A 22422-nucleotide genomic window follows, 5' to 3' on the forward strand; every position below is an offset into this window, starting at 1 on the left:
TGGGTGAGTGCAGGAGTGGGAGATTGTAGGTGCGAGAATAGTCAGGCGTAGGGAACTGATCGCCTCCCCACCCATCCACCCATCTACTCCCTTACCTATCCACTCTCTATGTCCCAGGTTCAAGCGTTTTTAGAACAGCTTTACCACGAGTTTAAGGGGCTTAACGACGGTCAATTAGCCACCTACATTCCTGAGTTAGCTCGGGCTAATCCCGACTGGTTTGGTATCAGTCTTGTCACCCTTGATGGTCGCACCTACGAGGTGGGCGATGTAGCGCAGAAGTTCACGATTCAGTCAATATCGAAGGTGTTTGTCTATGGCATGGTCTTAGAAGACTATGGCCGCGAAAAGCTGTTAAAGAAAGTGGGGGTAGAACCTACGGGCGACCCCTTCAACTCGCTCATTCGGCTAGATGAAGACTCAAAGCGCCCTGAAAACCCGATGGTGAATGCCGGGGCGATCGCCACTACCGGTCTAATCAGTGGTCACCACCCCGCCGATCGTCTCAATCGCATGCTAGACATGTTTCAGCGCTATGTGGGCAATGAGGTGTTTGTCGATGTGTCGACGTTTATCTCAGAGCGTTCTACTGGCCATCGCAACCGCGCCATGGCTCACCTCATGCTCAACTTCGGCATGATCGACCAGCCCATTGATGATGCGCTCGATCTTTATTTTCAACAGTGTTCGGTGCTGGTCACCGCCCACGACCTAGCGGTGATGGCTGCTACCCTCGCTAATCAAGGGATCAACCCCATTACGGGGCAGCGCGCTGTCGGAGCCGATCATGTGCGCGATATTCTTAGCGTCATGTACACCTGCGGCATGTACAACTTTGCGGGCGAGTGGGCCTTTAGAGTAGGCATTCCGGCCAAAAGCGGTGTATCTGGCGGAATTCTCGCCGTGGTGCCCAATCAGGCAGGCATAGCGGTGTTTTCGCCTTTGTTAGACGGCCACGGCAACAGCGTGCGCGGGCTAAAGGTGTTTGAAGCTCTAGCTCAACAGTATGGCTTTCATCTGTTCGACCTTTCCCTCGGGCGCTGCCGCTTCACCAGTCTTGAGCCTTAAGCGGCGGTTGAAAACAGATTTGTCGGCCTGTAGAGGCGTAGCCAGAGGCTGATCGCATTTGCCCTGTTGAATCGGCGTGACAACCGACACCTTGTAGGGGCATTGCACTGCAATGCCCCTACAAATCTGGAGTAAACAGATGAAATTTGATATAAGTCGCTGCCTTGGAATTAGCGTTGAACCGGGACACGGTCGTACTCAAAGGCCCTGATCATACCGTTGGTGTAGGGTGCTAGCAGCGACTGTTGACTGGGGGTGACACGGTGTAAAATTTCATCCATTAACACTTCATTCCACCTCGATGCCAATGCCCACGATATGCCAACATTCTCTAACACCATAATGCACAGGGCCACCAGTTCCTGCTCAACCGTTGTCAGATTACCTTGCAAAACACAGAGCCATAGGTAGATCTGAAACATATCCAAATCTCGCATGCAAGAGTGTTGAACTGCCAAATCGTTGAGGGTGCCTCGGCGGCCTTGGTAATGGGGAAATCCCTTAGTCAACCGCGCACAAACTGCCGCTGAAATGTCCCGCGTGATCGGTAACATTTGCATGACTAATTCAAACTCTGGGGAGCTTAGAACATGCTTGGCTGCCGCCCCACACAGTCGTTTTAAGGGCAAAGCAACCTGCTCCTCAAGAAAATTTAGATAGGGGTTGATTAATACCCTTTCTACCGGTGTCAATATATCTAAAAATAAGGCATTGCTAAAATTAATTTGAGTTGTAATAAATCCAAGAGTACGCCAATCTTTAGATATCTTGTGCTTCTCTTGAAGCTCTAGAATGAGAGGCTCAAGTTCGTCGGCTAGTTTCTCAATTTTGGGTATTCCCCAGGCGGAAAGGGCCGATTCTCCATAGGTTTCCTGAAGTTGTTCGGTGGAAGAGATGTCGATTGGCAGTGAACTTTGATAAACTTCAAAGAGTTTTAGATAAACATTAGTGGCTGCATCTGCTAATTGTTTGACTTCACCTAAATCTAAAATTTCAGGTGAGGCGGTGTACAAATCTTTTACTCGTATGGCTGCTAGTCGGCAGCATTTATCGATCCGCTGCGCGCGAATTTTATCTAGGGTTTCAGCACGACCCTGAGCAGAAGAGGCATGACGCAGCTCGTTGTGAATTTGAGTATCCTGTCCTAGGGGTAGTGTCTTTAAGTTGGGTAGATAACGATTTGACCAAAGTTCAACCAAACGATTGACGGTAGGTACTTCAATGAGTGAACTGCTGACTAGCATAGATTTGTGTTTTTTATAGATATTTTGGGGAATGAGTTGCGGTAAGCTGCCATCAAAAAGTCTACAGGTTCACCCAAGCTTGACTAGGGTATGCTCCTGATAGACCAGGGATGTTGATGCCATAGGATCATGCATCAACCTACTCCTAGTTAGCTAAATAGCGCTGGCTAAATTGACGTATTCGATTGTGCGTAAAGATGTGATGGTTTGAAGGGCAATAAAGCCTCAGCAGCTCAGCTCAGCTAAAGTAATTTCGGATAAGTACTGTTGTAGTCTAAATTTTGGGTGGCCTGGGGAAAGCCATGACAGGTTTGCCAAAAGTTAATCTGTCAACGAAATAAAAATAAAGCCCAGCCTCATTACCCTGATGCTGAGTGGCTTGACGGACAAATCTGCGAGTGGTCTGCCGAGCGTAAATCGATAGGCTAATGAATCACGATGCTCTAGCCGTAGCAAATAGTGCTAAGGCCAACTAGTAATGCCAACGCTGAAGCTCACACTGCCGCTTCCCCAAAGTCAAACCGTAGAGGCGAATCACATTTGCCTTTCTAACGACTGAGCCGTAGGAATTTAAGTTCCTACGGCTCATCACTTATGGGGAAGGGCGAATAGACTAGAGAGAAGGCGTACTGTACAGAATCAAGTCTTTTGGTGGTCTGTCATGGACTAAATTCTCCCTGACCGGTTAAGGTGGCTAGCCCCACGGTTTCAACCCTAGGCTAGGTCATCCTCTGCTTCAAGGTCAGCGCTGACTGAGGCCACTGGGGATGGCGATTCGGCGGGAATTGACGGTTCAACGGGGGCGGGGGGGCCACTGGGGGTTGGGGGTTCAACAGGGGTTGGCACGGGCGGGGTCACCGGAGGTGAGGGCGCAGGTGATTCAGGGATCTGTAATTCTGGTTGTGGTTCTGGTTCTGGAAGCCCCAATTGCTGACGGGCTTGACTCAGCAGGTAAGCGGTGCCGGTTTGCACGGTTTCCAGCAGCGCCTGACCGGTAGAGGTGATGGGCTCGGCTTCGACGCTGGAGTCTTTTTCGCTGAGCCCAATGTACCAAGCGCGGGTACTGCGACCTAGGCCCACGGCGGTGCGGTAAAACCATTCGCCGCCGACAAAGATGAGGCAAAGGACTAGCCAGAGCAAAACGCCCACTTCTCGGAGAATATCCCAAGTGCGGGTCAGGGTTTTTTTATAAATATTGCCGGTGTCGGCAGAAAACAGGAGTTGGCTAACGACATTAGCCTGATCTTTAATGGTGTCCATAGGTTTCAATTCTCCAATGGCTGAGCATGGGTTTGGTATGACGGCCTGCTGGGCCGACCCTACATTACCGGGTTTAAGGGGCAGCTATGGGTAGGTTGAACCCAAAATAACGGCTAGATTAGCTGGCTTCACTCCAGATTTTTTTCAGCACCTGGTCGGGAGCAATGTCGTCTAGAGAGCCGGTGGTAGAGGTGAGCGCCACCAAACGGTCTTGGCCTTGGGCCTTGAGTAGGGTGGTGCGATCGCTAATCAAGAGGCCCAGGGTGTAAACCTCTAGGGCAATCGCCAACGCCAGCGGATAGCCTTCGACCGCCACTAACAGATTAGCGGCGGCAATTAGGGCTGCCGTCTGTCCTGGGGTTTCGGGTCGTAAAACTTTAAGGCTAGGTATAGCGTTGACAATGGCGGTGGTTTGGGGGGCGGCATCGTCGGTTTGTAGCAGGGCCAGGGGCAGGTCGGGCTGACGCTGCTGAAAATCTTTGAGGATGGCAATCCAATTTTTGGTGGGGTAGGTGGCACCGCCCGGTGCGGGACCAGGAGAGACTAACACGTAGCCGTTCATTAGCCCTAGTTCTTGGCGCATGGCGTCTACCGCCGTCAAGTCTTTGCGGGGGACGTTGACCGTCAGGGCGGGGGTGGGGCCGCTGACCTTGATCAGCTTGAGCAGATCGCTGTGGTGAGACGGTTCTGCGGAGCGGGGTACGGTGGCCGTCAGCAGCAGATCGTTGGCTGCTCCCCTATAGCCCAGACGGGTGGGTACGCCACTCAGCCACAGCAGCAGGGCAATGGACCAAGAATCGGTCAGCGTGAGGACGGCGTCGAACTCGCGATCGCGCATAATCCCCAGCAGGTTGGCCCAGTCGGCGGGGCTGTTAGCGGCCTCAAAGTTGTAGGGCACCACCTCGGCAACCCCCTTCGATAGCTGATATATTGCTGTGGCGCTAGGAGCCGCAACTACTGATACTTCAGCGTTTTTGAAGCTATCTTTGATCTGATTAATGATCGGAAAGAAGCTCAGCTGAGCTTCTGTATCCCCTGGAACAAGAGCCAGTACCCGCATAGTTAACGTCCGTGCCTGTTCGCAAGTTATTGTAGTTGAACCTGGTCAAGGTTTAGGGGATATCTGGCTGACAAACCGCATTAAATTTCACCAAAGACGATAAATTTCTCGGTTGGAGAGCCAAAACGTTCCAATCAAGCGCCAGAATCAAGCCGCTGGCCGTTGATTTTCGTCCCTCGAACGGCTGTCTCTTGGCCCCAATCCCTTAAAACTGCTCTCTCAAGCCTCAGCCCGCTATGACACCTGTCCATCTCCTGATTCCCGCCGCTGGCAGCGGTCGCCGTATGGGATCCGATCGCAATAAAGTGTTGCTAGAGCTGCTGGGTCAGCCCATCATTGCTTGGACGCTCAAGGCTGCGGCCCAGGCCCAGGCTGTGGTTTGGATTGGGCTAGTCTGCCAACCGGGCGATCGCCCTGCCCTAGAATCCCTGGTCACTGCTTTAGATCTACCTAAGCCTGTGGTGATGATCCTGGGGGGCACCAGTCGGCAAGAATCGGTCTATAACGGCCTGCAACACCTGCCTGCCGAAGCCACCCATGTGCTGATCCACGATGGGGCGCGCTGTCTGGCGACTCCAGACCTGTTTGATCGCTGTGCGGCGGCCTTGGCCACTGGCCCTGGGCTGGTGGCGGCGGTGCCGGTTAAAGACACGATCAAAGTCGTCGATCGCGATCGGCAGATCACCGCCACCCCCGACCGCGAAAATCTCTGGGCGGCCCAAACCCCCCAGGGATTTGATGTTGCGATGCTCAAGCAGTGCCATCAGCAGGGGCTGGATCACGGCTGGGCCGTCACTGATGATGCTGCCCTGTTCGAAAAGTGCGACCTGCCCGTGCAGGTAGTGCCCGGTGAAGAAACCAACCTCAAAGTCACAACGCCGATGGATTTAGCGATCGCAGAATTTATACTAAAACAGCGCCTGGGTTAACCCGAAGGTGCCCAGACGCTGCATGGCTTGAAAATGAAATTGTGGCCTGAGACGGCTGCCCCTAGAGGTCGCCGCCGCGCAAAAACAGCAGAAACACGATCACCGGGCCAGCAATGACGATCATGCCAAGCATGGTCAACTGGGCAATGAGTTCAAAGTTAATATTGCTCAAAAAACTACTCAGAAAGCTCATGAAACCTCCCAACACAAGGCGACTGGACTAAAATGATGCTTGCTTTCGGAGCTTATTTTACCTGCTAACGGGTTGTCCATTTTAGATAACTTAACAAAATTCTAAGGCAGCACCCGCTGCCCTCAACCATGGGCCTCAGATGGCCAGAGGAGAATCAATGGCAACCTGGCAATGTGTTAAGTCCTGCGGGGCCTGCTGCTTTTTAGCCCCCGACGAGCGCCCCGATCTAGAGTCATACCTCAACCCCGACCAGTTGGCGCTTTACCTCAGTATGGTGGGTGACGACGGTTGGTGCATTCACTACAACCCAGGCGATCGCCTCTGCACCATCTACCCCGACCGGCCCAGCTTTTGCCGGGTTACCTTCGACACCTTTGAGACCATGTTTGCCATTGAGGCCGACGACCTCGACGACTTCGCCATTGACTGCTGCCAAGAGCACATCGCCGACATCTATGGCGACGAGAGCCCAGAGATGGATCGGTTCAATCAAGCTGTAGGACTTGAAGCCTAAGATGGGCTTTGTCATCCCCTAAAGGGAGGAGGGTTGCGATCGCGCCTGCTCTTGCAGATAATGAAAGCATTATGAAATCCCTAGCTGTATATAGCGGCCTTGGCGCTGTTGCTGGTTTGGCCGTGGGGACTGTTTAACTGACCTATCTGCTGATTCTGTCGTGTCTATTGCTAGTCCTATTCCTCAGCCTCCTGCTACCACCGAAGCCAAGCCTGCCCCCTCGGTCAGCCGAGCCGCCTTTTGGCGGGTGTTTGGCTCTACGTTCGTCACCATTTTTTTGGCTGAGCTCGGCGACAAGACCCAGGTCACCACGCTCTTAATCAGCGCTCAATCCCAGTCTCCCTGGGTGGTCTTTCTAGGAGCTGGTACGGCCCTGGTCACCACCAGCCTAATCGGCGTACTGCTCGGTCAGTGGCTGGCTCGCCGCGTATCCCCTGCCACCCTAGACACCGCCGCTGGAGCCATGCTGCTCGGCATCACCGTCTGGCTCCTCTGGGATATTGTTCACCTCTAGACCCATCACCCCATCTCCCCATGGACTGGAACCTCCTCGCCCTCAGCTTTACCGCCGTTTTTATCTCAGAATTGGGGGATAAAAGTCAGCTTGCCGCGATCGCCCTAGGGGGTAGCTCAGCCTCTCCCCGGGCCGTGTTCTTTGGCACCGCTGCCGCCCTGCTGCTGGCTAGTCTACTGGGGGTAATCATCGGCGAAGGCACCGCCCAGGTGCTGCCAGAACGCTTGGTCAAAGCGGTAGCCGCCGTGGGGTTTGCCCTGTTGGCGGTAAGGTTGCTGTGGCCTAGTGAGAGTGCCGACTAAATCTGCCCCCGGTTGGCATCAGCCCCTAGAACCTAATGTGGTCGATCACATCCCGTAGGGTCTGGGCCGAATGGCGCAGCAGTCCTTCTTCGTGGGTGCTGAGGGTGAGGTTTAACCGACGGCTGATCCCCATGCGGCCTACCACTGCCGGTACGCTCAGGCACACATCTTGCACCCCAAAAATCTCGTCGGCGATGCAGCTAACCGTCATTACCCGGTTTTGGTCGCGCATGATTGACTGCACAATTTGCGTTACCGCCAACCCTACCGCGTAATTCGTATAGCCCTTTCGCCGAATGATCTCGTAGGCCGCGTTTTTGGTCTGCTGAAAAATATCATCCATGGCGGCGCGCTCATCGGCGGGCATGCCGTCGTAGTAAATGGGGGTACCACAGACGTTGGCGTGGCTCCAAAAGGGCACCTCACTGTCGCCATGCTCCCCAATGATGTAGGCGTGCAAACTGCGAGGGTCCACATCTAAGCGGCGAGAGAGCAAATACCGAAATCGCCCCGTATCGAGCACGGTGCCCGAGCCAAAAACTCGGGACTTGGGCAGCCCCGACAGCTTCCAAGCCGCGTAGGTGAGCACATCGACGGGGTTGGCCACCACCAGCAAAATCGCCTGGGGGCAGTGGGTGACAATATCGGGAATCAGTTTTTTGAAAATTTCGACGTTTTTTTGCACTAAATCTAGTCGAGTTTCTCCCTCTTTTTGGGGAGCCCCAGCGGTAATGACCACTACATCGGCCCCAGTGGCATCGGCCATAGTGCCCGCCTTGATCGCCGTAGGCTCGACGAAGGACATGCCCTGCTCTAAATCCATCACCTCGCCGATCAACTTTTCCTGGTTGATATCAACCAGCACCAGCTCATCCAGCACATTTTGAATCATTAAGGCGTAGGCGCAGGCAAGGCCAACCTGTCCGGCCCCGACAATGACTCCCTTCAGGGGCCGCAGCGGGTCGGGGTGCAGGGCAGTCAGTGGATTGGCGACGAAGAGGTGATCAAACATAGAGCATCCTGAGCTAGGGGCCAATGCCTCTAATAAACCACGGCTCAGGTCGATTGTCCTGTAGTTCTCAGTTCAGTTGTGCCTAGAAAAGCTATGGCTGGGGAAGCATGGGTTCAGCCGCCGCCGCTTTTGCTTTGCGATCGCCGACCATGGTTTCTAGCTGGGCTTGCAGATCGGCCGTCAACTGCTTCGCCCCGGTCTTGAGGGCCTCAGGAGAATCTTCCCCATTGAGATAACTGTGCACCGCCAGCGGTGAGCCAATCTGAATCTGCACTGGGCAGCGCCAGTGGGGGAAGGCTTCACCGTAGTAAATATCGACCGGCAGCACCTGCACCCCTAGCCCTGGGCGGGTGGCTTCTGCCTGCACTGCCAGGCGGGCGAGTCCTGGCTTTAGCCCATGGATGCGATCGTCGCGGCGAATTCCCCCCTCGGGGTAGATCACCAGCATTTCGCCCTCTAGCAATAGCTCAATGCCGTGGCGGAGGCTAGCCACCGTGGGCCGTCGCACATTGACTGCAAACCCGCCTAACCGCCGAATAAACCACCCCTGCACCCCCTTGACCTCATCGGCGGTGACCATAAAGCGCAAATCTCGACCAGTTACCAAACGTCCGGCGGCAAACGGCAGCAAAATGGAATCCCACCGGGCTCGGTGGGTGGGAGCCAAAATCACGGGGCCGCTGGTCGGCAGGTACGCCTGGCCGGCAATGGCAATCGGGCCAAAGTAGGCGGGGATTACCAGGTGTTGGCCTAGAAAATAGGCTAACGGGGTCAGCACCGGAGAGCAACGAGACTGCGGTGGAAGGGCGATCGCCCCCCCTTTAGGAACATCGGTAGACGGTTCAGGCAACTTAGAAAAATTCATAGGAAGGCGTAATGCAGGAGCCATGGTGAGCTAACCCTATAGTGCCAACACCAGGTCTCCTCAGTATGCCCGTCGCTGGTTGCCATTCAGCCTACAGCAGGAAACATTTGGGGTCTCAACCTGGTCTATGGCACTACCCTATAGCGACTGCTCGACGCCGCAGACTGATTGCAGGACAGTTCAGGGGGTGTCATGGTGTAGACTGCCTGCGCCGATGCTCCTGGCGACGGCGCTGAAACCACTGCTGAAGCTGCTGCCGACAGGGTTCGGCCAGAATGCCGGTCACCACCGCTAACCGGTGGTTTGAACTGGGGCCGTCGGGCAGGTTTAGCACCGATCGCACGGCTCCCGATTTCGGGTCGGGGGTCCCGTATACCAGCAATCCCAAGCGGCTCAAAATAATGGCCCCAGCACACATGGGGCAGGGCTCAAGGGTGACGTAGAGGGTGCACTCATTGAGATGCCAGTTGCCCAACTGGCGGGCCGCCTGCCGTAGGGCCAGCACTTCGGCATGGGCGGTGGGGTCTTGATCTTGCTCGCGTCGGTTGCCCGCTTCGGCCAGCACTACGTCGCCAGGGCCAACCACCACCGCCCCCACCGGCACGTCTCCAGCCTCGCCCGCTAGGTCTGCCAGTGCGATCGCCCGCTGCATCCAGCAGTGGTGACGCAGAGTTACCTCGTCCTCTTGGTTAATGGGCGGTTTGTCAGACAGCATGGCGGGTGCAGGGGCTAAAATGCGTTGCCCGGCTATCTATAGTAAACCGGAACCTCGCCCACGCCTGAGCAACCTCTCACAGGGGCAAATGGCCGTTTGCCCCTACCCAAATTCATGCTTTGATGCAGCAACACGAAAAAACCGGATTTCTACGGCGATCGCAGCCTAAAGACTACAGATCCCCGCAAAAACCCGGCTGATGAGCTAACAGGCTAAATGTAGGCCGAAATATCTTCGCCGCACTCGTCGGCTAGGTAACACAGTGCCCGAAACCGCAGCTCAACCAGCTCATCGTAGAGGGGGTTGAGCTTACACAGGGGCGGAATGTGAGCCACGGAGCGCCCAAAAAGTACGACATCGCGCTCAAAGGGGCACTGCGCGGGGATCAACTCCGCTACCTTGCGGGCACGGCGGGGAGTCTCAACTCGCAGGTGACTGACCCACTGGCGCAACGGACGAAACAGATCTAGGTGAAGGGTCTGGCCTGCAGCGTGTAGCCCTTGACCAATAGTAGACATAATGACGTTCATGGTTAAACCTCTCGCCAGTCCAACAATTGCGGCTGTCTGAGAAACGGTCAAGGCTTGAGCTGGACTTGGCATAAGTACTCAATCCTTGACAACAAAAACATAGAGTCAACAACAGACCTTGGTGGAGCCTTTTGCTTAACCTAAAGAATTCCCCTGGGAATCAGGTGAAGCATCAGCAAAGTCCCGCTAATTTCAACTAAAGCTCCTGTGAAGGACAGCTACATCAGGTGAGATAGAAATTCCGGAAACCCTTGCTGAGATTGAGTTTAAGCTCTGGAATTACCTGGGTTTTGCTCGCTAGAATTGGGTGGTTTTACTGAAATTCTCTGACTTTAATGGTGACTAAAATAGGCTGCTATTTGCGTGAAAGCCGTGACACTTTTGCAACTGGGTTTCACCTGCCCTGACTTCGCTTTAGAAAAACTGATTTTTGTATAGAAGATTACTGATCTGATACCATCATCAATAAACTTTAAGGGGGGTAAGCATGGCTAAGTATGTGATGTGGGGGAGCTACTGCGAAAACGTGTTGGATAAACGCGCCCCTTATCGGGAGGCCCATCTGCACGGGTTGCAGCAGCAGAAAGACAGCGGTGTGCTGGTGGCGCTTGGCCCAACCACTGACAACACTAAGGTGTTTGGCATTTACGAGGCCGACAGTGAAGCGGCGGTGCGGGAACTGGTCGAGGGTGACCCCTATTGGCAAAATGGCATCTGGACCGAGTATGACGTCTACGCGTGGAATCAGGTGTTTTAACGGGGAAGGCCATTTCCCATTAAAATAGCTTCGTTCGGGTTCATCGCCCATCGCGTAGTTCAAGAGGTGCCGTGGCTAAGTTAGCGCCTACTCAAATCGAGCAGCTTCAGACTATTGGGGCCTACCTGCGCCAGGTGCGCCAAGAACAGGGGCTATCCCTGGAGGTACTGGCTAACCAAATTTTTATTCGTCCGGCGTTGCTGCACGCCCTTGAGGCAGGCATTGATGGGGATCTGCCTGAGCCTGTCTTTATTCAGGGGTTTATTCGTCGGTATGCTGAGGCCTTGGGGCTAGATGGTCAAACCATCTCCCAAGAGTTTCGGGTTACCCCGGTAGATGTGTTGCCTACCCCTGAATTGTTGACGACCGCTGACGCCAACGGAGCCGTTGAGCCTAAGCCCCGCCACAGCACTAAAGTACTGGAGCCAGATCCGCCTACCCCAGCGGTAGGTTCGTCTCGCAATCTATCTCTGCCATGGGGGTTGGGGCTAGCCGCTTTGGCTGTGGTGCTTGGGCTTGGGCTATGGGGCTTAGTGGGCCGCAGTAATGCACCGTCTCAGGCTACTGGCAACAATGATGGGGCAGAAACTGTGGTCGAACCGACCGACGCCAGTGCCGATACCGATACCGATACCGATGCAGCGCCGCTAGATCCCCCCGAGGCTGAGGCCAGTGCTCCTCTAGAAGCCCCGGTGGTGGTGAGTGCCAGCCTGAACGAGCGCGCCTGGTTGAGCGTGGTGGCCGACGGTCAAACTGTTTATGAAGGTATTGCGGAGAGCGGCTTTGAGGATACCTGGACAGCTCAAACCAGTGTGGTGTTTCGAACCGGCAATGCTGGTGGTGTAGAGCTTTCGGTGAATGGCGATCGCGCTGTTACGCTGGGCAGCTCTGGGGTCGTCAGAACCCTCACCCTAACGCCCAATTCTGGAGCGGATAACCTTCAGTCTCCCTAGCCCCTGGCCTTGAACCATAGGCTTACAATAGAAGCTGCACAACTACTGCCCTGCTGCCCGACCTATGACACCGCCCACCGAGCTTGAGACCGCCGATTCCCAGACGGCCAACCCCATCGGTGCCGCTGCTAACCCGGCAGTTGACCTCGATGATGTGCCCTACGATGTGGAAATGTCCCTGTTCGACCATTTGGAAGAACTACGGCTACGCATCTTTTACAGCCTGATTGCCGTGGTGCTGGCCATTGTGGCTTGCTTTTGGCAAGTAAAGCCCATTGTTAGCCTGCTAGAGGTGCCCGCCCAAGGCGTCAAATTCTTGCAGCTCTCACCGGGAGAATACTTTTTTGTCTCCTTTAAGGTGGCGGGCTACAGCGGCCTAGTGGCAGCGAGTCCGTTCATCCTCTACCAGGTAGTGATGTTTGTGCTACCGGGGCTAACTCGGCGCGAACGACGGCTGGTGGGGCCGCTGGTGCTGGGCTCAAGTGTGCTGTTTTTTGCTGGACTGTTGTTTGCCTACGTGGCCCTGATTCCGGCGGCACTCAACTTTTTCATTAGCTACGGTGCCGACGTCGTCGAGCAGCTGTGGTCTATCGATCGCTATTTTGAGTTTGTGCTGCTGCTGTTGTTTAGTACCGGCCTGGCCTTTCAAATTCCCATCTTGCAGTTGTTGCTAGGGTTGCTGGGTATTGTCAACTCTGAGCAAATGCTCAAGGGCTGGCGCTACGTGCTGCTGGGGGCGGCGGTGCTGGGAGCGGTGCTGACCCCCTCTACTGACCCCGTAACCCAGAGCCTCCTGGCAGGGGCGGTGCTGTTTTTGTACTTTGGCGGTATTTTGATGGTCAAAGCGATCGGTCGGTAAGGTGGGGGTTGGTTGAAGAAGCCTTGTCTAAACGAGATCTGTGAACCAATCCCGCTTGTTTATCGCCCATCTATAGGTCAAATGTGAGGCCTCCAGGTAGCATTTCAGGCAGTCGATAGATGCCTGTTCTCTAGCGTTTCAGGTTACGATCACGTTGTTGCTAGAGCTTGACGTGACCTATGTTTTTAGATGAACTGACCCCCTTTGTGCAAGAACTGACGGCTCATCCGGCGGCATTTTTGGGTGGTTTGGCCTCTGGCCTGCTGCGGCTTAGCCTGTCCGATGACCCCGTTCAAAGCTGGCTGAGCCAGCAGGGTGCTACCCCCACCGTCTCAGAGACTGCTGCTAGCCGTGCTAGCGCCCGCAACGGTGGCCCTCAGAGCATTTCTATTGATTAAGTTAGTTTGGAGATCTCTAGAAAAGAAGACCTCCGGTTTGTCCGGTGACTGTAGCGACCGTAGGGTGGGCACTGCCCACCATTGAGGAAACCGTTTCTCAAAGCGACCGTAGCGATTATCTTCTTTGTCAAGCTCATCCTGCTATGCGATTAGCCTCGGCGGGATGGCAGCGGAAATCAAGCCAGGAGCCCTGCCTGCATCAGACAGAGTCTTGCTGTTCCTTATGTGGCGGCGGGCAGGGAGCAAGCCGGAGCCTGCCAGAGGGTGTCATGTTCTACCATGGCATTGAGAATAATCACCAGTTTGTGCATGCAGGCCACCAGGGCAACCTTTTTGAGTTTTCCCCGCTGCAGCAGGCGCTGGTAGTAATCGCGAATGACCGGATTATGGCGAGTGGCGACTAACGCGGCCATGTAGAGGCCTGTGCGCACGGTGGCTCGACCGCCGCTAATCATCCGCTTACCCCGCATCTGGCCGCTATCGCGGTTGAACGGGGCGAGGCCACACAAGCTGGCTAGGCGCTTCGCTGAGATCTGTCCTAACTCGGGGAGTGAGGCCAAGAGGAGCCCCGTCGTCACAGCCCCAATACCCGGCACACTGGTGAGGATCTCGCGGGTGCGCTGCCACTGATCGCTCTGGGCGATGAGCTGCTCAATCTGGGTATCGAGGTCTTGGATCTGTTGCTTGAGCCAGTCAATATGCTGCTCAATGCTCTGACCCGTCCTGGCTCGTGCTGAGCGTTGCCGGGCTTTTTCGGCACTCATCATCTCGACGAGTTGCTGCCGTCGCGTGACGAGGTCTTGAAGGTGTTGACTGGCCTCACTCGCCATCGCCCGTACCTCTGGACGGATGGCATCGGCAAAGTGAGCCAACACCTCGGCATCAATTTTGTCTGTTTTAGCCATGCGCCCCGTGGCCCGGGCAAAATCACGCACTTGACGTGGATTCACCACAACGGCGGGCCAGCCCTCCGCCATCAACGTTCGCGCCGCCAGGGCTTGATAGCCCCCGGTCGCTTCCAGCACAATCAGACTCGTCTCGCGACGAAACGCCGTTAACGCCTGTAGCAACTCTCTTAAACCAGAGTCACTGTTGGCCACCTGAACGCTTAATCCAAGTGGACGGACGTACACATCTAAGGTGCGCTTGGATACGTCAATGCCAACCCATTGATGCGCTTGTGATAGTTCAGTCATGGTTGTATCCACCCGTGTAGGAGGTTAATCTGACATCACTCGTCCTTGCTCGATACGGAGTCTAAGCTCCTGGCGATTTTGCGAGTTAACTTCAGAGGTGTGCAGCGACCCATGCTACGTTCGGTTTTGGACAACCTAGGGTGGGACGGTCTGCCACACACCTCTAAAGATACAAGGGTGGGCACTGCCCACCATTAGGGGAAAAGGTTTCCAGCCGTCGCCTGAGTCATTTGCGGTAAGTTTTCAACCATGGCCGAGCTGAGCGAGCCAATCAGGTGTAGCTCTGCTGTGGCAATAACTCTGCTACCCACTGTTGAACCCGTTGCCCCAGGGCTTGCACCTGATGACTGGGCGACTGGCTAGCCGCCGCCGCTAGGGCACGGCGATAGTCGGCCAAGGCACAGTTCCAATCACCGCGCACATGGTACGTGCGGCCGCGTTCGGCATAGATAAACTCTGGCAGTTGGTGAAACATTAGCGCTTCATCGAAGCAATCTAGAGCGCGGTTTAGGTCGCCGGTTTGCCGCAGGGTGGCCCCTAGGTTAATGCGTGCCCGGCTGTTGAAAGGGTTGAGATCGATAGCTCGCTCGTAATCATCGAGAGCCGCAGCGAGATGACCTAGGGTAGCGTGACACATTGCTCGATTGTTGTAGGCTTGATCGAGGTCTGGCTCTAAGGCCACGGCCCGATCGCAGTCAGCAAGAGCCGCTTTGGGCTGGTCTAAATGCAGGTAGACTAACCCTCGGTTGCTGTAGTGGGTAGCTTGGTGAGGGTGACGCTCGATTAGCTGATTGAGTAACTGTAAAGCTTGGGAATATTGTTGCTCTTTAACCGCCGCTACGGCCAAACGGTTGAGGCTATGGTCAGCAGTCGAAAGGAGGGCTGATTCAGCTATTGGGGTTGACGGTGCGATCGCAGAAATCGTTGAGGCCTTAGATAATGCACCCTGAGCCTGGGCAGGAAGCGTGCAAACCTGGATCTGCTGTTGTCGGTGGATGTGCATGGGGTCGTCTCGGTAGTGTGCTCATAAACCGTCATATCAGTTCCACGGGAGGGGCGAAAAAGGGCCGTATTCCTGTGGTTTAGCAGGGAACATACTTTAGACTCCCACCTCTGCTGAAATGGCCCAATCCTACCTGTGGCAGTTATTGAGCTGGCTAGGTCGATCCGGAAAAGCGGGCTCGATGACAGCAGGTCGTGAGAGAGACTTCATAGCCCTTGTTGAGCTATAAACTGCGACTTTGGCCGATGGAGCTATAGTCTCATTAACAGTTGGAGGGCTAAACCGCGAATAGACGGAGGTTGAACTGGCCTTTCGCAGGGTAAGCTCCGCTATAGCCCCCTCTTTTAAGGGGAAATACGCAGATACCCCATGTATTTTCTTGTGTTTGTGTGGGGCTTTGATAACCGCCTGAGTATTTGCCCAGTTTCTTGGGGCGGCGATCGCCCCAACGGTGTGAGCCAAATCGCTGAGCGGCCTGGGCTAGCCCTAGCCTTAACCTAAATTTCTATGGAAATTGCCTACGCGATCACCAGCGAAGTGGGCAATCGCGGCTCTTGGCTCCAATGTCTGGCGTTGCCCCCAAGGGCGCTATTTTTCTGGCGCAGGTAGGCTGGTCTACCGATGGTGCTGAGAACCGACCATCTGCTGGGTAGTTCAGACAGAAGGCAGATTAGTCAGCCTCCCCCGATCGGCAATTATGCCCATTATCTCGTTTACCAGGTGGGGTCAACGTACAGGTTAATCACCAGCTTTTGTTGACCGGGAGGTACTGCTGTGATGCAGGCACAGATGGGGTCTGCGGTGCCCTCAATCTCGACTTCACAGGCGTGGCAAGACCCCATCAGACAGCCGGTCGGAATCATTACCCCGGCGCGATCGGCCACGGCTAGCAGGGGTTCTCCCACTTCGGCCTCGACCGTGACGCCGTCGGGCAAAAATTCAATGGAAACGCTCATGGCAGGAATAGATATGGGCCTAGACCTTAGCTCAAACCTTGGCTTTGGCCTGCTTGAGCATAGCTACCAGGGTGTGGTGAGCGTCTTCTGCGCCTTCTAAAGTGTGGTCGAAGGACACGCGTACGGTTGTCGGGGCACCGTCTACTGTGACTGCCAGGGTCATGCCTTCGGGGTCAACGGCTTCCATCTGGGCCGCTGTGGCTGTGGGTTGGTTACCGTAGGCAGTGGCGTAAAGCAGCACTGCTTCGGCGTGGTCGTCGTTCATGTGTTTGCAGATGCGATCGCTCACCGCAGGGGTAATTGGCTCAGCCATAAAAAATCTCGTAGACTACGTCAGCACTGGTCGCTGATTACCTGCTGTTATGATACCGCCCTTGCCCCCCTCCTCAGAGCACCCTTGGCCAACGGGCCATATTTTTCAAAGCCCAGGAGCGCACCTTACTTATCGGGTAGTAGGCCCCTGCTGCCGCCTGTTTGACCGTGAGCAGTTGCCCTGGCCCTGCTGCCGCATTCAGTGGCGAGGCAAAGAGCCGAGTTGGCGGCGGGTAGGCAAGCGATTTGTACCCGATATGGCTACCCGCAAGTCGCCCTCGTATTGCGTCGAAATTATCGGCCAGGGCTACGGTGCCCAGTCGTTTGTCACTACGCTTTACACCGCCAAGCTCGATCGCGATACCCAGGCCTGGTGGCACGCTCGGATCCCGCCGGAGCAAGGCCTAGACGCGAGTGAGAAAGTTTGTAACGAAACAGACATATAGAGTGCCAATTCGCAGTAGTCTTATGCTCAACGCTGTGATGTTGCTATTGAGGTAGAAACCCCTATGCCAGCTGCCTTTTTACCCTCTATTTTGGTTCCCCTAGTGGGCCTTGTGTTTCCCGCCGTTGCGATGGCCTTTTTATTCCTTTACATTGAGCGGGAAGACGCTGCGTAGGTTCTAGAAAGACTATCAAGACGTTCGTGATTCAAGCCCATAGGACTGATCTGCTTGAGGCCCCCAAGCAAGACTTCAAGCAAGATATTCGGGCCTATTTTGACCACATTGCTCCCGAGCTAGACCACTGGAGTCGTCGCAACCGCTACTACTACCGTGATCTGGCTCGGCTTCATCAATTTATTATTCCTGCTGGTAGCCGTGTGCTAGAGGTGGGCTGCGGAGTCGGTGACCTGCTTCACGCTACGGCTCCAGCGGTGGGAGTGGGCATTGACTTTGCCCCGGCGGTGGCGGCGATCGCCCGCCAAAAATACCCCCACCTCTGCATTTACGCACTCGATGCCGAAACCCTCGATCCGGCGCAGCTAGCCTCCGAGCATCGCCAGTTTGACTACATTGTCCTGTCGGGGGTGTTGGGTTATCTGGGCGATATCCAGGCGGTCCTCCAGCGGCTTCAGCCCTTTTGTCAGCCCCACACCCGACTCATTCTCACGTTCCACAACCATCTGTGGGAGCCGCTGCTGGGCTTGGCCGAGGCGATTGGTCAGCGTCGTCCCCAGCCGCCCCAAAACTGGCTGGGTATGGATGACGTAGCCAATCTGCTTACGGTCACGGGTTACCGCCCGTTGAAACGGGGCAGTCGGTTTTTGTGGCCCAAATATCTGCCTGGAATAGCGGGTTTTGTCAACCGCTGGTTGGCCCCCTTGCCCCTAGTCAAGCACCTGTGCCTGACTACCTTTATTGTGGCTCGCCCTGAGCCACAGGCGTTGGCCAGCCCCAATGCCCCTACCTGTTCTGTGATCATTCCCGCCCGCAATGAGGCCGGCAATATTGCCGCCGCCGTGGATCGCTTGCCTCCGTTAGGTGCCCATACCGAGGTGATTTTTGTCGAGGGCCACTCCCACGACCAGACCTGGGAGACCATTCAGACTCTGGTGCAAACCTATCGAGGGCCGTTCACCCTCAAAGCCTTTCAGCAGACCGGACGGGGTAAGGCCGACGCGGTGCGGCTGGGGTTCGACAAAGCCAGCGGCGACCTGCTGATGATTCTCGATGCCGACTTAACGGTGCCCCCCGAAGATTTACCCCATTTTGTGGAGGTGCTGGCTTCGGGGCGGGGCGAGTTTGCCAATGGGTCTCGCCTGGTGTATCCCCGCTCGAAAATGGCTATGCCCTGGCTAAATACGCTGGCCAACAAAACATTTGCTCTGCTGTTTTCGTTTTTGCTCGAGCAGCCTCTCAAAGACACGCTCTGCGGCACTAAAGTGCTGTGGCGGCGCGACTACGATCGCCTGGCAGCCGGACGCAGCTATTTTGGTGACTTTGACCCCTTTGGCGACTTTGACCTCTTGTTTGGGGCGGCTAAGCTCCATCTGCACATTGTAGAAGTGCCCATTCGGTATCAGCCGCGCACCTACGGCAGCTCCAACATTGCCCATGTCAGAGAAGGGCTGATCTTGCTGAAGATGTGCCTCTACGCCTCCCGGAAGCTAAAATTTTGGTAGGGTTTGGCTACGAACTGGCCAAAATCGACCCGCGAGGATTCACTGTTAGAGCTTAAGAAATTCCTAGAAAGATCCCCGTTTTATCCGGCGACTGTGGCTACTGTAGTAGGCACTGCCCACCATTAAGAACGTCTTCCAAAAGTTGCATTAGCCTTCTGGCAGCTGGTTCAGATGGCTCTGGGCTCTGGCGGCCCAGGTGGGGTTGCCCATGGTGATGTAGAGATTCTTAGCGTACTCCAGCACCGTGCGAGCTTCGTCGTAACGCCCCAGTTGCACAAAGGCCAGTCCGGCACTGTAGTAAGCGTCGGCATAACTACCGTTAATTTGCGTGGCCAGGCGAAATGACTCCAGGGCGGTTTCGGTTTGCCCCTGGTTAAAACGGGCAATGCCCAGGTTGTAGTGGGCCTGGGCGTAACGAGGGTTAAGGGCCAGGGCTTGATGCAAAACAGCTTCGGCCTCGGCGTTTTGCTCGGTCTGCAAGTAAATAATGCCCCGCTGTAAAAACGACTCTGGAGCCCTGGGGCTGTACTGCCCGGCTCGGTCAAAAGCGGCTAAAGCTTCAGGAAATCGCCCTTGGGATTGGTAGACCAGGCCCAGGTTGTAGTGGGCATTGCCCAGGGTCGGCTCAATGGCGATCGCCCGCTGGAGATAGGCTTCGGCCTGATCGAGGTTGTTGCCTTCGATCAGGGCACCGCCGAGGTTGGCGTAGGCCAGAGCGAACTGGGGGTCGGCGCGAACCGCAGCCCAGAACGCAGAGGCTGCCTCTTGCAACTGCCCCTTTTGGCGCAGGGCCAGACCCATGTTGTAGTGGGCGGCGGCGAGGCTGGGGTCAAGGGCAGCGGCCTGTTGGAACTGGGCCAAGGCGGGCTCAATTTGTCCTTGCTGAATTAGGGCTAACCCCTGGTTAAGGGCAGCTTCAGCGGCGGCGGCTCCGTCGGTGGGGGCAGCGGCCTGGGCATAGCTCGCTAGGGGGCGAAAGGGGGGAGACAAGAGCGGTAGGGCGATCGCTGCAGCGACCATGCTTCCGCGTAAATACTGCAACAGTCGTAGGGTAGGCCGTGTCATCACTTGCCGCCGTGGCCTCTGGCCCGATAGAACGCCCCTAACAATATAGACAAGCTTTGGTTTTTTCAACCGTCTATCGCGCTGAGTTGAAACTTGGACAAGTCCGACTGGCTCCCTTAGCTAAGGCAGTTGACCAGGCCCTGAACTTGTAATTGATTACCGCAGCGGCAGTCATGGTGTCAACTGTGACCTCGCTAGTTGTTTGAGTAGCCACTTAGAAAAGTGGCTTTTCTGTGCGGAGATCCCTGCTTTCAGAGTGAGGTTCTCTTTATCGCAAGTTCATGATTGCCCTGGTTCAACAGAACCTCGGTTCATCAGAACGCGACATTCTTAGCTGTGTTTCCGGATGACTCCCCTAACTCTGTTGTGTCTTAACTCAGGAAGCCCATGGTCACTATGAGTTCATCCTCTACCCTTTCTCAGACTTCTGCTGTTGCCCCTACCCAAGAGATCGCTAACCTACCGCTGCTCAGTGCTGTGCTTGAAGGGTTTGTGGACGGCATTCTGGTGCTGTCTAACGATGGCACCTGTGTGCACAGTAACCAAAAGGGCCGAGCCCTCTGCCGCGACCTGGGTGAGAGCGATCGCCCCGATGCGCTACCTGCCTGTCTCAAAACTATGAGCCAGCACCTTCAAGAGAGTCGCGAGTTTTACCCTGAGGTTCTCTTAGTGCTCACCCAAGAGGTCACATCTCGTTCGGGCCATCAGATTCGAGTTCGCATCCAGTGGCTCGATTTGCCGACAACGCCGGATACTTATCTGTTGGTTTCTCTAGAAAATAAAACTCGCTCGGCCCATAGCTCTGCGTTGCTAGAGGCGGTGCAGTATAATCTGACTCCCCGAGAGCGGGCGGTGTGGATGCTAAGGCGGGCCAACCGCACCTACGACGAAATTGCCAAGGAGCTTTACATCACGGTCAACACCGTGAAGCGCCACCTCAAGAGCATCTATGCCAAGCGTAAGGAGGTGAGTGAACCCCTGGTGAACTAGGAGCTTGACCCAGCTGATTGTGACAGGCTCAATAGCGTTGGCTAGGCTTTGAATACCGAATCCGATCCACAAAACCCCGATTTGAAACCGATACCTCGTAGGGGCATTGCATTGCAATGCCCCCTACAAATCGGGGGTATACAGATAGGATTTGGGATAAGTCGCTCGGCTCTACGTCGCTCGGTTCTACCGCAGCCTAGCCCAACCCAGTAAGCTAAGATCAGTGCCCGCATTGGTTTGCCCCTTTGATGGCTCTTTTCTCTCTTACCTATTGCTGCCTATGCTGCCCAAGGATGACCTGCTGAAAGCGGTGGAAAACCGTGACTGCTTGGCCCGAGTGTTAGACCAAGCCGACCAGGCGATTAAAACCTGGGAGATTGTGGTTACCGATTTTCTAACGCCCCCAGAGCAGATGGAGGCCACGGCTCTGTTGCAGCGGTTGACCGATGTGCACAGTCTGGCCTGGGGCGGCTATCCCCAGGCGGAGCGGCAGCGATTGGCGATCGCCCGTACCGACATTCCTTTAGACCCCAGCCAGATTCCTCTGGCGCTGCTGACGGTGGGGGGCAACTTTATGTTTGACCCCGCCAACCACGGCGATTTTTTAGGGGCGCTGTTGGGCACTGGCCTAGAGCGGGGCAAGGTGGGCGATATTATTGTGCTCGGTGAGCGGGGGGCTCAGGCGATCGCGGTGCCAGAACTCGTTGATTTTCTTACTCAGTCGCTGATTCAGGTGCGCTCTGTCCCGGTTAAAACTCAGCAGCTCGATTGGGATCAGCTGCGGGTGCGCCCGCCCCAGAAGAAAGAACTCACCACCGTGGAAGCTTCTCTGCGACTCGACGCGGTGGCCTCAGCGGGGTTTGGCATGTCGCGCAGCAAAATGGCCGATTTGATTGGCAGCGGTGACGTGCGGGTGAACTGGAAACCGATCACTCAACCCAGCCACCCTCTGGCCACGGGAGATCTGGTGGCGATTCGCGGCAAGGGACGGCTTGAAATTGGCGATGTGGCGGTCACTAAAAAAGAACGCTACCGGATTAACCTCACCCGATACGCCTAGTACCCTGGGGTCATGGATGATTGCTCCTAGGCGTTCGGAATCCAGGCCTCCAGGCGCAGGCGGGCAATTTTCTCAATTTCGCCTAGGGCCGTAGCCATCTCAACGGCGGGCGAATTGTGCAGTCGCTGGGCAAAGTTCTCCAGAATTGAGGTTTTGGTGTGACCTGCCACGGCCAAAATAAACGGGAAGCCAAAGGTGGCTTTGTACTGCTGATTGAGCTGCTGAAACCGATCGTATTCTTCAGCGCTGAGCTGGTTTAGCCCAGCTTTGCTCTGCTCAGCCACAGAGGCCTCGGCCATGGCGACCCGCGCGCCCAGGTCGGGGTGCGCGTTGATCAGGGCCAGCTTTTCGTCGTCGGTGAGGGTCTGCACTACGGCCACCATCTTTTGGTGCAGATCGGCTCTTGAGGCAAAGGGGCGCTGGGGCCAGACCTGGGCGGCGATCGCCGGGGTGTCTTCAAAGGCGGGGCCAATGGCTGCTACAAACTCGGCCTCGGCCATGGCGTTGAGTTGGTCTAGGGTGTAGGGCATGAGGTCGGGTGT

29 protein-coding genes are annotated in these 22422 nt (G+C 55.6%); 15 read left to right on the forward strand and 14 right to left on the reverse strand.

The features are described from left to right. Positions 1–108: 108 nt before the first annotated feature. Positions 109–1068 (forward strand): glutaminase A, encoded by a 960-nt coding sequence (gene glsA / locus RRF56_RS20260; RefSeq protein ID WP_317034966.1) that lies wholly within the window; start codon positions 109–111, stop codon positions 1066–1068. 170 nt (positions 1069–1238) lie between these two features. Here the strand turns inward: glsA and RRF56_RS20265 are convergent, their stop codons facing one another. The 3 genes from RRF56_RS20265 to RRF56_RS20275 form a co-directional block, all read right to left on the reverse strand. Then, the gene (locus RRF56_RS20265; RefSeq protein ID WP_317034967.1) at positions 1239–2312 is read right to left on the reverse strand and encodes a hypothetical protein; all 1074 of its coding nucleotides are present in this window, start codon (positions 2310–2312) and stop codon (positions 1239–1241) included. Between the two features lie 714 nt (positions 2313–3026). Beyond that, entirely contained in the window at positions 3027–3572 is a 546-nt protein-coding gene (locus RRF56_RS20270) for a hypothetical protein (RefSeq protein WP_317034968.1), read from the reverse strand. Positions 3573–3690: 118 nt separating this feature from the next. Beyond that, positions 3691–4632: a glycosyltransferase family 9 protein gene (locus RRF56_RS20275; RefSeq protein WP_317034969.1), complete on the reverse strand. Its 942-nt coding sequence runs from the start codon at positions 4630–4632 to the stop codon at positions 3691–3693. Positions 4633–4868: 236 nt separating this feature from the next. On the opposite strand from RRF56_RS20275, the gene ispD reads away from it, so the two are divergent. After that, positions 4869–5561, forward strand: a complete 693-nt coding sequence (ispD, locus tag RRF56_RS20280) for a 2-C-methyl-D-erythritol 4-phosphate cytidylyltransferase (protein ID WP_317034970.1) — start codon at positions 4869–4871, stop codon at positions 5559–5561. A gap of 61 nt (positions 5562–5622) precedes the next feature. On the opposite strand, the gene psb30 is transcribed toward ispD, so the two are convergent. Then, the gene (gene psb30, locus RRF56_RS20285) at positions 5623–5754 is read right to left on the reverse strand and encodes a photosystem II reaction center protein Ycf12/Psb30 (protein WP_317034971.1); all 132 of its coding nucleotides are present in this window, start codon (positions 5752–5754) and stop codon (positions 5623–5625) included. Between the two features lie 157 nt (positions 5755–5911). Here psb30 and RRF56_RS20290 point away from each other — a divergent pair, with 157 nt between their 5' ends. The 3 genes from RRF56_RS20290 (at position 5912) to RRF56_RS20300 (ending at position 7084) form a co-directional block, all read left to right on the forward strand. Next, positions 5912–6268 carry a YkgJ family cysteine cluster protein gene (locus tag RRF56_RS20290; RefSeq protein ID WP_317034972.1) on the forward strand — a complete coding sequence of 119 codons (357 nt, stop codon included), beginning with the start codon at positions 5912–5914 and terminating at the stop codon, positions 6266–6268. Positions 6269–6428: 160 nt separating this feature from the next. Continuing rightward, positions 6429–6782, forward strand: a complete 354-nt coding sequence (locus RRF56_RS20295) for a TMEM165/GDT1 family protein (protein ID WP_317034973.1) — start codon at positions 6429–6431, stop codon at positions 6780–6782. A 20-nt stretch (positions 6783–6802) separates the two neighbouring features. Further along, positions 6803–7084: a TMEM165/GDT1 family protein gene (locus RRF56_RS20300; RefSeq protein ID WP_317034974.1), complete on the forward strand. Its 282-nt coding sequence runs from the start codon at positions 6803–6805 to the stop codon at positions 7082–7084. Between the two features lie 25 nt (positions 7085–7109). Here the strand turns inward: RRF56_RS20300 and RRF56_RS20305 are convergent, their stop codons facing one another. From RRF56_RS20305 to RRF56_RS20320, 4 genes are all read right to left on the reverse strand, one after another. Further along, positions 7110–8033, reverse strand: coding sequence for an L-lactate dehydrogenase (locus tag RRF56_RS20305; RefSeq protein WP_410510652.1), 924 nt, complete (start codon positions 8031–8033; stop codon positions 7110–7112). 154 nt (positions 8034–8187) lie between these two features. Beyond that, positions 8188–8961, reverse strand: coding sequence for a lysophospholipid acyltransferase family protein (locus RRF56_RS20310; protein WP_317034976.1), 774 nt, complete (start codon positions 8959–8961; stop codon positions 8188–8190). Between the two features lie 190 nt (positions 8962–9151). Next, complete coding sequence (gene tadA / locus RRF56_RS20315; protein WP_317034977.1) at positions 9152–9676, reverse strand: tRNA adenosine(34) deaminase TadA; 525 nt, start codon at positions 9674–9676, stop codon at positions 9152–9154. A gap of 212 nt (positions 9677–9888) precedes the next feature. Next, the gene (locus RRF56_RS20320; protein WP_317034978.1) at positions 9889–10206 is read right to left on the reverse strand and encodes a Mo-dependent nitrogenase C-terminal domain-containing protein; all 318 of its coding nucleotides are present in this window, start codon (positions 10204–10206) and stop codon (positions 9889–9891) included. 487 nt (positions 10207–10693) lie between these two features. Between RRF56_RS20320 and RRF56_RS20325 the strand changes: the two genes are divergently transcribed. The 4 genes from RRF56_RS20325 (at position 10694) to RRF56_RS20340 (ending at position 13173) form a co-directional block, all read left to right on the forward strand. Further along, the gene (locus tag RRF56_RS20325) at positions 10694–10963 is read left to right on the forward strand and encodes a YciI family protein (protein WP_317034979.1); all 270 of its coding nucleotides are present in this window, start codon (positions 10694–10696) and stop codon (positions 10961–10963) included. A 71-nt stretch (positions 10964–11034) separates the two neighbouring features. Beyond that, a complete protein-coding gene (locus tag RRF56_RS20330) occupies positions 11035–11916 on the forward strand; it encodes a helix-turn-helix domain-containing protein (protein WP_317034980.1) in 882 nt (293 codons plus the stop codon). 64 nt (positions 11917–11980) lie between these two features. After that, positions 11981–12775, forward strand: a complete 795-nt coding sequence (gene tatC, locus RRF56_RS20335) for a twin-arginine translocase subunit TatC (protein WP_317034981.1) — start codon at positions 11981–11983, stop codon at positions 12773–12775. 179 nt (positions 12776–12954) lie between these two features. Then, positions 12955–13173, forward strand: a complete 219-nt coding sequence (locus RRF56_RS20340) for a hypothetical protein (RefSeq protein ID WP_317034982.1) — start codon at positions 12955–12957, stop codon at positions 13171–13173. A 221-nt stretch (positions 13174–13394) separates the two neighbouring features. Here the strand turns inward: RRF56_RS20340 and RRF56_RS20345 are convergent, their stop codons facing one another. Both RRF56_RS20345 and RRF56_RS20350 read right to left on the reverse strand, forming a co-directional pair. Continuing rightward, positions 13395–14369 (reverse strand): IS110 family transposase, encoded by a 975-nt coding sequence (locus tag RRF56_RS20345; protein ID WP_317033747.1) that lies wholly within the window; start codon positions 14367–14369, stop codon positions 13395–13397. A gap of 271 nt (positions 14370–14640) precedes the next feature. Then, positions 14641–15372, reverse strand: a complete 732-nt coding sequence (locus RRF56_RS20350; RefSeq protein ID WP_317034983.1) for a tetratricopeptide repeat protein — start codon at positions 15370–15372, stop codon at positions 14641–14643. A 369-nt stretch (positions 15373–15741) separates the two neighbouring features. Here RRF56_RS20350 and RRF56_RS20355 point away from each other — a divergent pair, with 369 nt between their 5' ends. After that, positions 15742–15873 carry a hypothetical protein gene (locus RRF56_RS20355; protein ID WP_317034984.1) on the forward strand — a complete coding sequence of 44 codons (132 nt, stop codon included), beginning with the start codon at positions 15742–15744 and terminating at the stop codon, positions 15871–15873. Positions 15874–16085: 212 nt separating this feature from the next. Here RRF56_RS20355 and RRF56_RS20360 read toward each other — a convergent pair whose 3' ends face one another. Beyond that, the gene (locus tag RRF56_RS20360) at positions 16086–16328 is read right to left on the reverse strand and encodes a 2Fe-2S iron-sulfur cluster-binding protein (protein WP_317034985.1); all 243 of its coding nucleotides are present in this window, start codon (positions 16326–16328) and stop codon (positions 16086–16088) included. 31 nt (positions 16329–16359) lie between these two features. After that, complete coding sequence (locus RRF56_RS20365) at positions 16360–16641, reverse strand: DUF2470 domain-containing protein (protein WP_317034986.1); 282 nt, start codon at positions 16639–16641, stop codon at positions 16360–16362. Positions 16642–16690: 49 nt separating this feature from the next. Between RRF56_RS20365 and RRF56_RS20370 the strand changes: the two genes are divergently transcribed. From RRF56_RS20370 to RRF56_RS20380, 3 genes are all read left to right on the forward strand, one after another. Next, entirely contained in the window at positions 16691–17086 is a 396-nt protein-coding gene (locus RRF56_RS20370; protein ID WP_410510499.1) for a hypothetical protein, read from the forward strand. Positions 17087–17149: 63 nt separating this feature from the next. Further along, the gene (gene psaI, locus RRF56_RS20375) at positions 17150–17260 is read left to right on the forward strand and encodes a photosystem I reaction center subunit VIII (protein WP_317034988.1); all 111 of its coding nucleotides are present in this window, start codon (positions 17150–17152) and stop codon (positions 17258–17260) included. A 29-nt stretch (positions 17261–17289) separates the two neighbouring features. Continuing rightward, positions 17290–18765 carry a glycosyltransferase gene (locus RRF56_RS20380; RefSeq protein WP_410510653.1) on the forward strand — a complete coding sequence of 492 codons (1476 nt, stop codon included), beginning with the start codon at positions 17290–17292 and terminating at the stop codon, positions 18763–18765. A gap of 147 nt (positions 18766–18912) precedes the next feature. On the opposite strand, the gene RRF56_RS20385 is transcribed toward RRF56_RS20380, so the two are convergent. Continuing rightward, positions 18913–19830 carry a tetratricopeptide repeat protein gene (locus RRF56_RS20385; protein WP_317034990.1) on the reverse strand — a complete coding sequence of 306 codons (918 nt, stop codon included), beginning with the start codon at positions 19828–19830 and terminating at the stop codon, positions 18913–18915. A gap of 396 nt (positions 19831–20226) precedes the next feature. Here RRF56_RS20385 and RRF56_RS20390 point away from each other — a divergent pair, with 396 nt between their 5' ends. Beyond that, a complete protein-coding gene (locus RRF56_RS20390) occupies positions 20227–20820 on the forward strand; it encodes a helix-turn-helix transcriptional regulator (protein WP_317034991.1) in 594 nt (197 codons plus the stop codon). Between the two features lie 280 nt (positions 20821–21100). Continuing rightward, on the forward strand, positions 21101–21880 hold the full coding sequence (locus tag RRF56_RS20395) for a photosystem II S4 domain protein (protein ID WP_410510654.1): 780 nt from the start codon (positions 21101–21103) through the stop codon (positions 21878–21880). Positions 21881–21906: 26 nt separating this feature from the next. Here the strand turns inward: RRF56_RS20395 and uraD are convergent, their stop codons facing one another. Continuing rightward, complete coding sequence (gene uraD, locus RRF56_RS20400; protein ID WP_317034993.1) at positions 21907–22410, reverse strand: 2-oxo-4-hydroxy-4-carboxy-5-ureidoimidazoline decarboxylase; 504 nt, start codon at positions 22408–22410, stop codon at positions 21907–21909. Positions 22411–22422 lie beyond the last annotated feature (12 nt).

The organism is Nodosilinea sp. E11 (assembly GCF_032813545.1).
In the GTDB taxonomy this organism is placed as follows: Bacteria; Cyanobacteriota; Cyanobacteriia; order Phormidesmidales; family Phormidesmidaceae; genus Nodosilinea.

Coding starts and splice junctions, on each gene's coding strand:
- RRF56_RS20300 (WP_317034974.1), top strand. CDS start 6,803: ATGGACTGGAACCTCCTCGCCCTCAGCTTTACCGCCGTTTTTATCTCA.
- tadA (WP_317034977.1), bottom strand. CDS start 9,676: ATGCTGTCTGACAAACCGCCCATTAACCAAGAGGACGAGGTAACTCTG.
- RRF56_RS20320 (WP_317034978.1), bottom strand. CDS start 10,206: ATGAACGTCATTATGTCTACTATTGGTCAAGGGCTACACGCTGCAGGC.
- psaI (WP_317034988.1), top strand. CDS start 17,150: ATGCCAGCTGCCTTTTTACCCTCTATTTTGGTTCCCCTAGTGGGCCTT.
- RRF56_RS20390 (WP_317034991.1), top strand. CDS start 20,227: ATGAGTTCATCCTCTACCCTTTCTCAGACTTCTGCTGTTGCCCCTACC.
- RRF56_RS20275 (WP_317034969.1), bottom strand. CDS start 4,632: ATGCGGGTACTGGCTCTTGTTCCAGGGGATACAGAAGCTCAGCTGAGC.
- tatC (WP_317034981.1), top strand. CDS start 11,981: ATGACACCGCCCACCGAGCTTGAGACCGCCGATTCCCAGACGGCCAAC.
- RRF56_RS20350 (WP_317034983.1), bottom strand. CDS start 15,372: ATGCACATCCACCGACAACAGCAGATCCAGGTTTGCACGCTTCCTGCC.
- glsA (WP_317034966.1), top strand. CDS start 109: ATGTCCCAGGTTCAAGCGTTTTTAGAACAGCTTTACCACGAGTTTAAG.
- RRF56_RS20265 (WP_317034967.1), bottom strand. CDS start 2,312: ATGCTAGTCAGCAGTTCACTCATTGAAGTACCTACCGTCAATCGTTTG.
- RRF56_RS20340 (WP_317034982.1), top strand. CDS start 12,955: ATGTTTTTAGATGAACTGACCCCCTTTGTGCAAGAACTGACGGCTCAT.
- RRF56_RS20360 (WP_317034985.1), bottom strand. CDS start 16,328: ATGAGCGTTTCCATTGAATTTTTGCCCGACGGCGTCACGGTCGAGGCC.
- RRF56_RS20385 (WP_317034990.1), bottom strand. CDS start 19,830: ATGACACGGCCTACCCTACGACTGTTGCAGTATTTACGCGGAAGCATG.
- psb30 (WP_317034971.1), bottom strand. CDS start 5,754: ATGAGCTTTCTGAGTAGTTTTTTGAGCAATATTAACTTTGAACTCATT.
- RRF56_RS20370 (WP_410510499.1), top strand. CDS start 16,691: ATGATACCGCCCTTGCCCCCCTCCTCAGAGCACCCTTGGCCAACGGGC.
- RRF56_RS20345 (WP_317033747.1), bottom strand. CDS start 14,369: ATGACTGAACTATCACAAGCGCATCAATGGGTTGGCATTGACGTATCC.
- RRF56_RS20365 (WP_317034986.1), bottom strand. CDS start 16,641: ATGGCTGAGCCAATTACCCCTGCGGTGAGCGATCGCATCTGCAAACAC.
- RRF56_RS20355 (WP_317034984.1), top strand. CDS start 15,742: ATGTATTTTCTTGTGTTTGTGTGGGGCTTTGATAACCGCCTGAGTATT.
- ispD (WP_317034970.1), top strand. CDS start 4,869: ATGACACCTGTCCATCTCCTGATTCCCGCCGCTGGCAGCGGTCGCCGT.
- uraD (WP_317034993.1), bottom strand. CDS start 22,410: ATGCCCTACACCCTAGACCAACTCAACGCCATGGCCGAGGCCGAGTTT.
- RRF56_RS20325 (WP_317034979.1), top strand. CDS start 10,694: ATGGCTAAGTATGTGATGTGGGGGAGCTACTGCGAAAACGTGTTGGAT.
- RRF56_RS20395 (WP_410510654.1), top strand. CDS start 21,101: ATGCTGCCCAAGGATGACCTGCTGAAAGCGGTGGAAAACCGTGACTGC.
- RRF56_RS20290 (WP_317034972.1), top strand. CDS start 5,912: ATGGCAACCTGGCAATGTGTTAAGTCCTGCGGGGCCTGCTGCTTTTTA.
- RRF56_RS20270 (WP_317034968.1), bottom strand. CDS start 3,572: ATGGACACCATTAAAGATCAGGCTAATGTCGTTAGCCAACTCCTGTTT.
- RRF56_RS20310 (WP_317034976.1), bottom strand. CDS start 8,961: ATGAATTTTTCTAAGTTGCCTGAACCGTCTACCGATGTTCCTAAAGGG.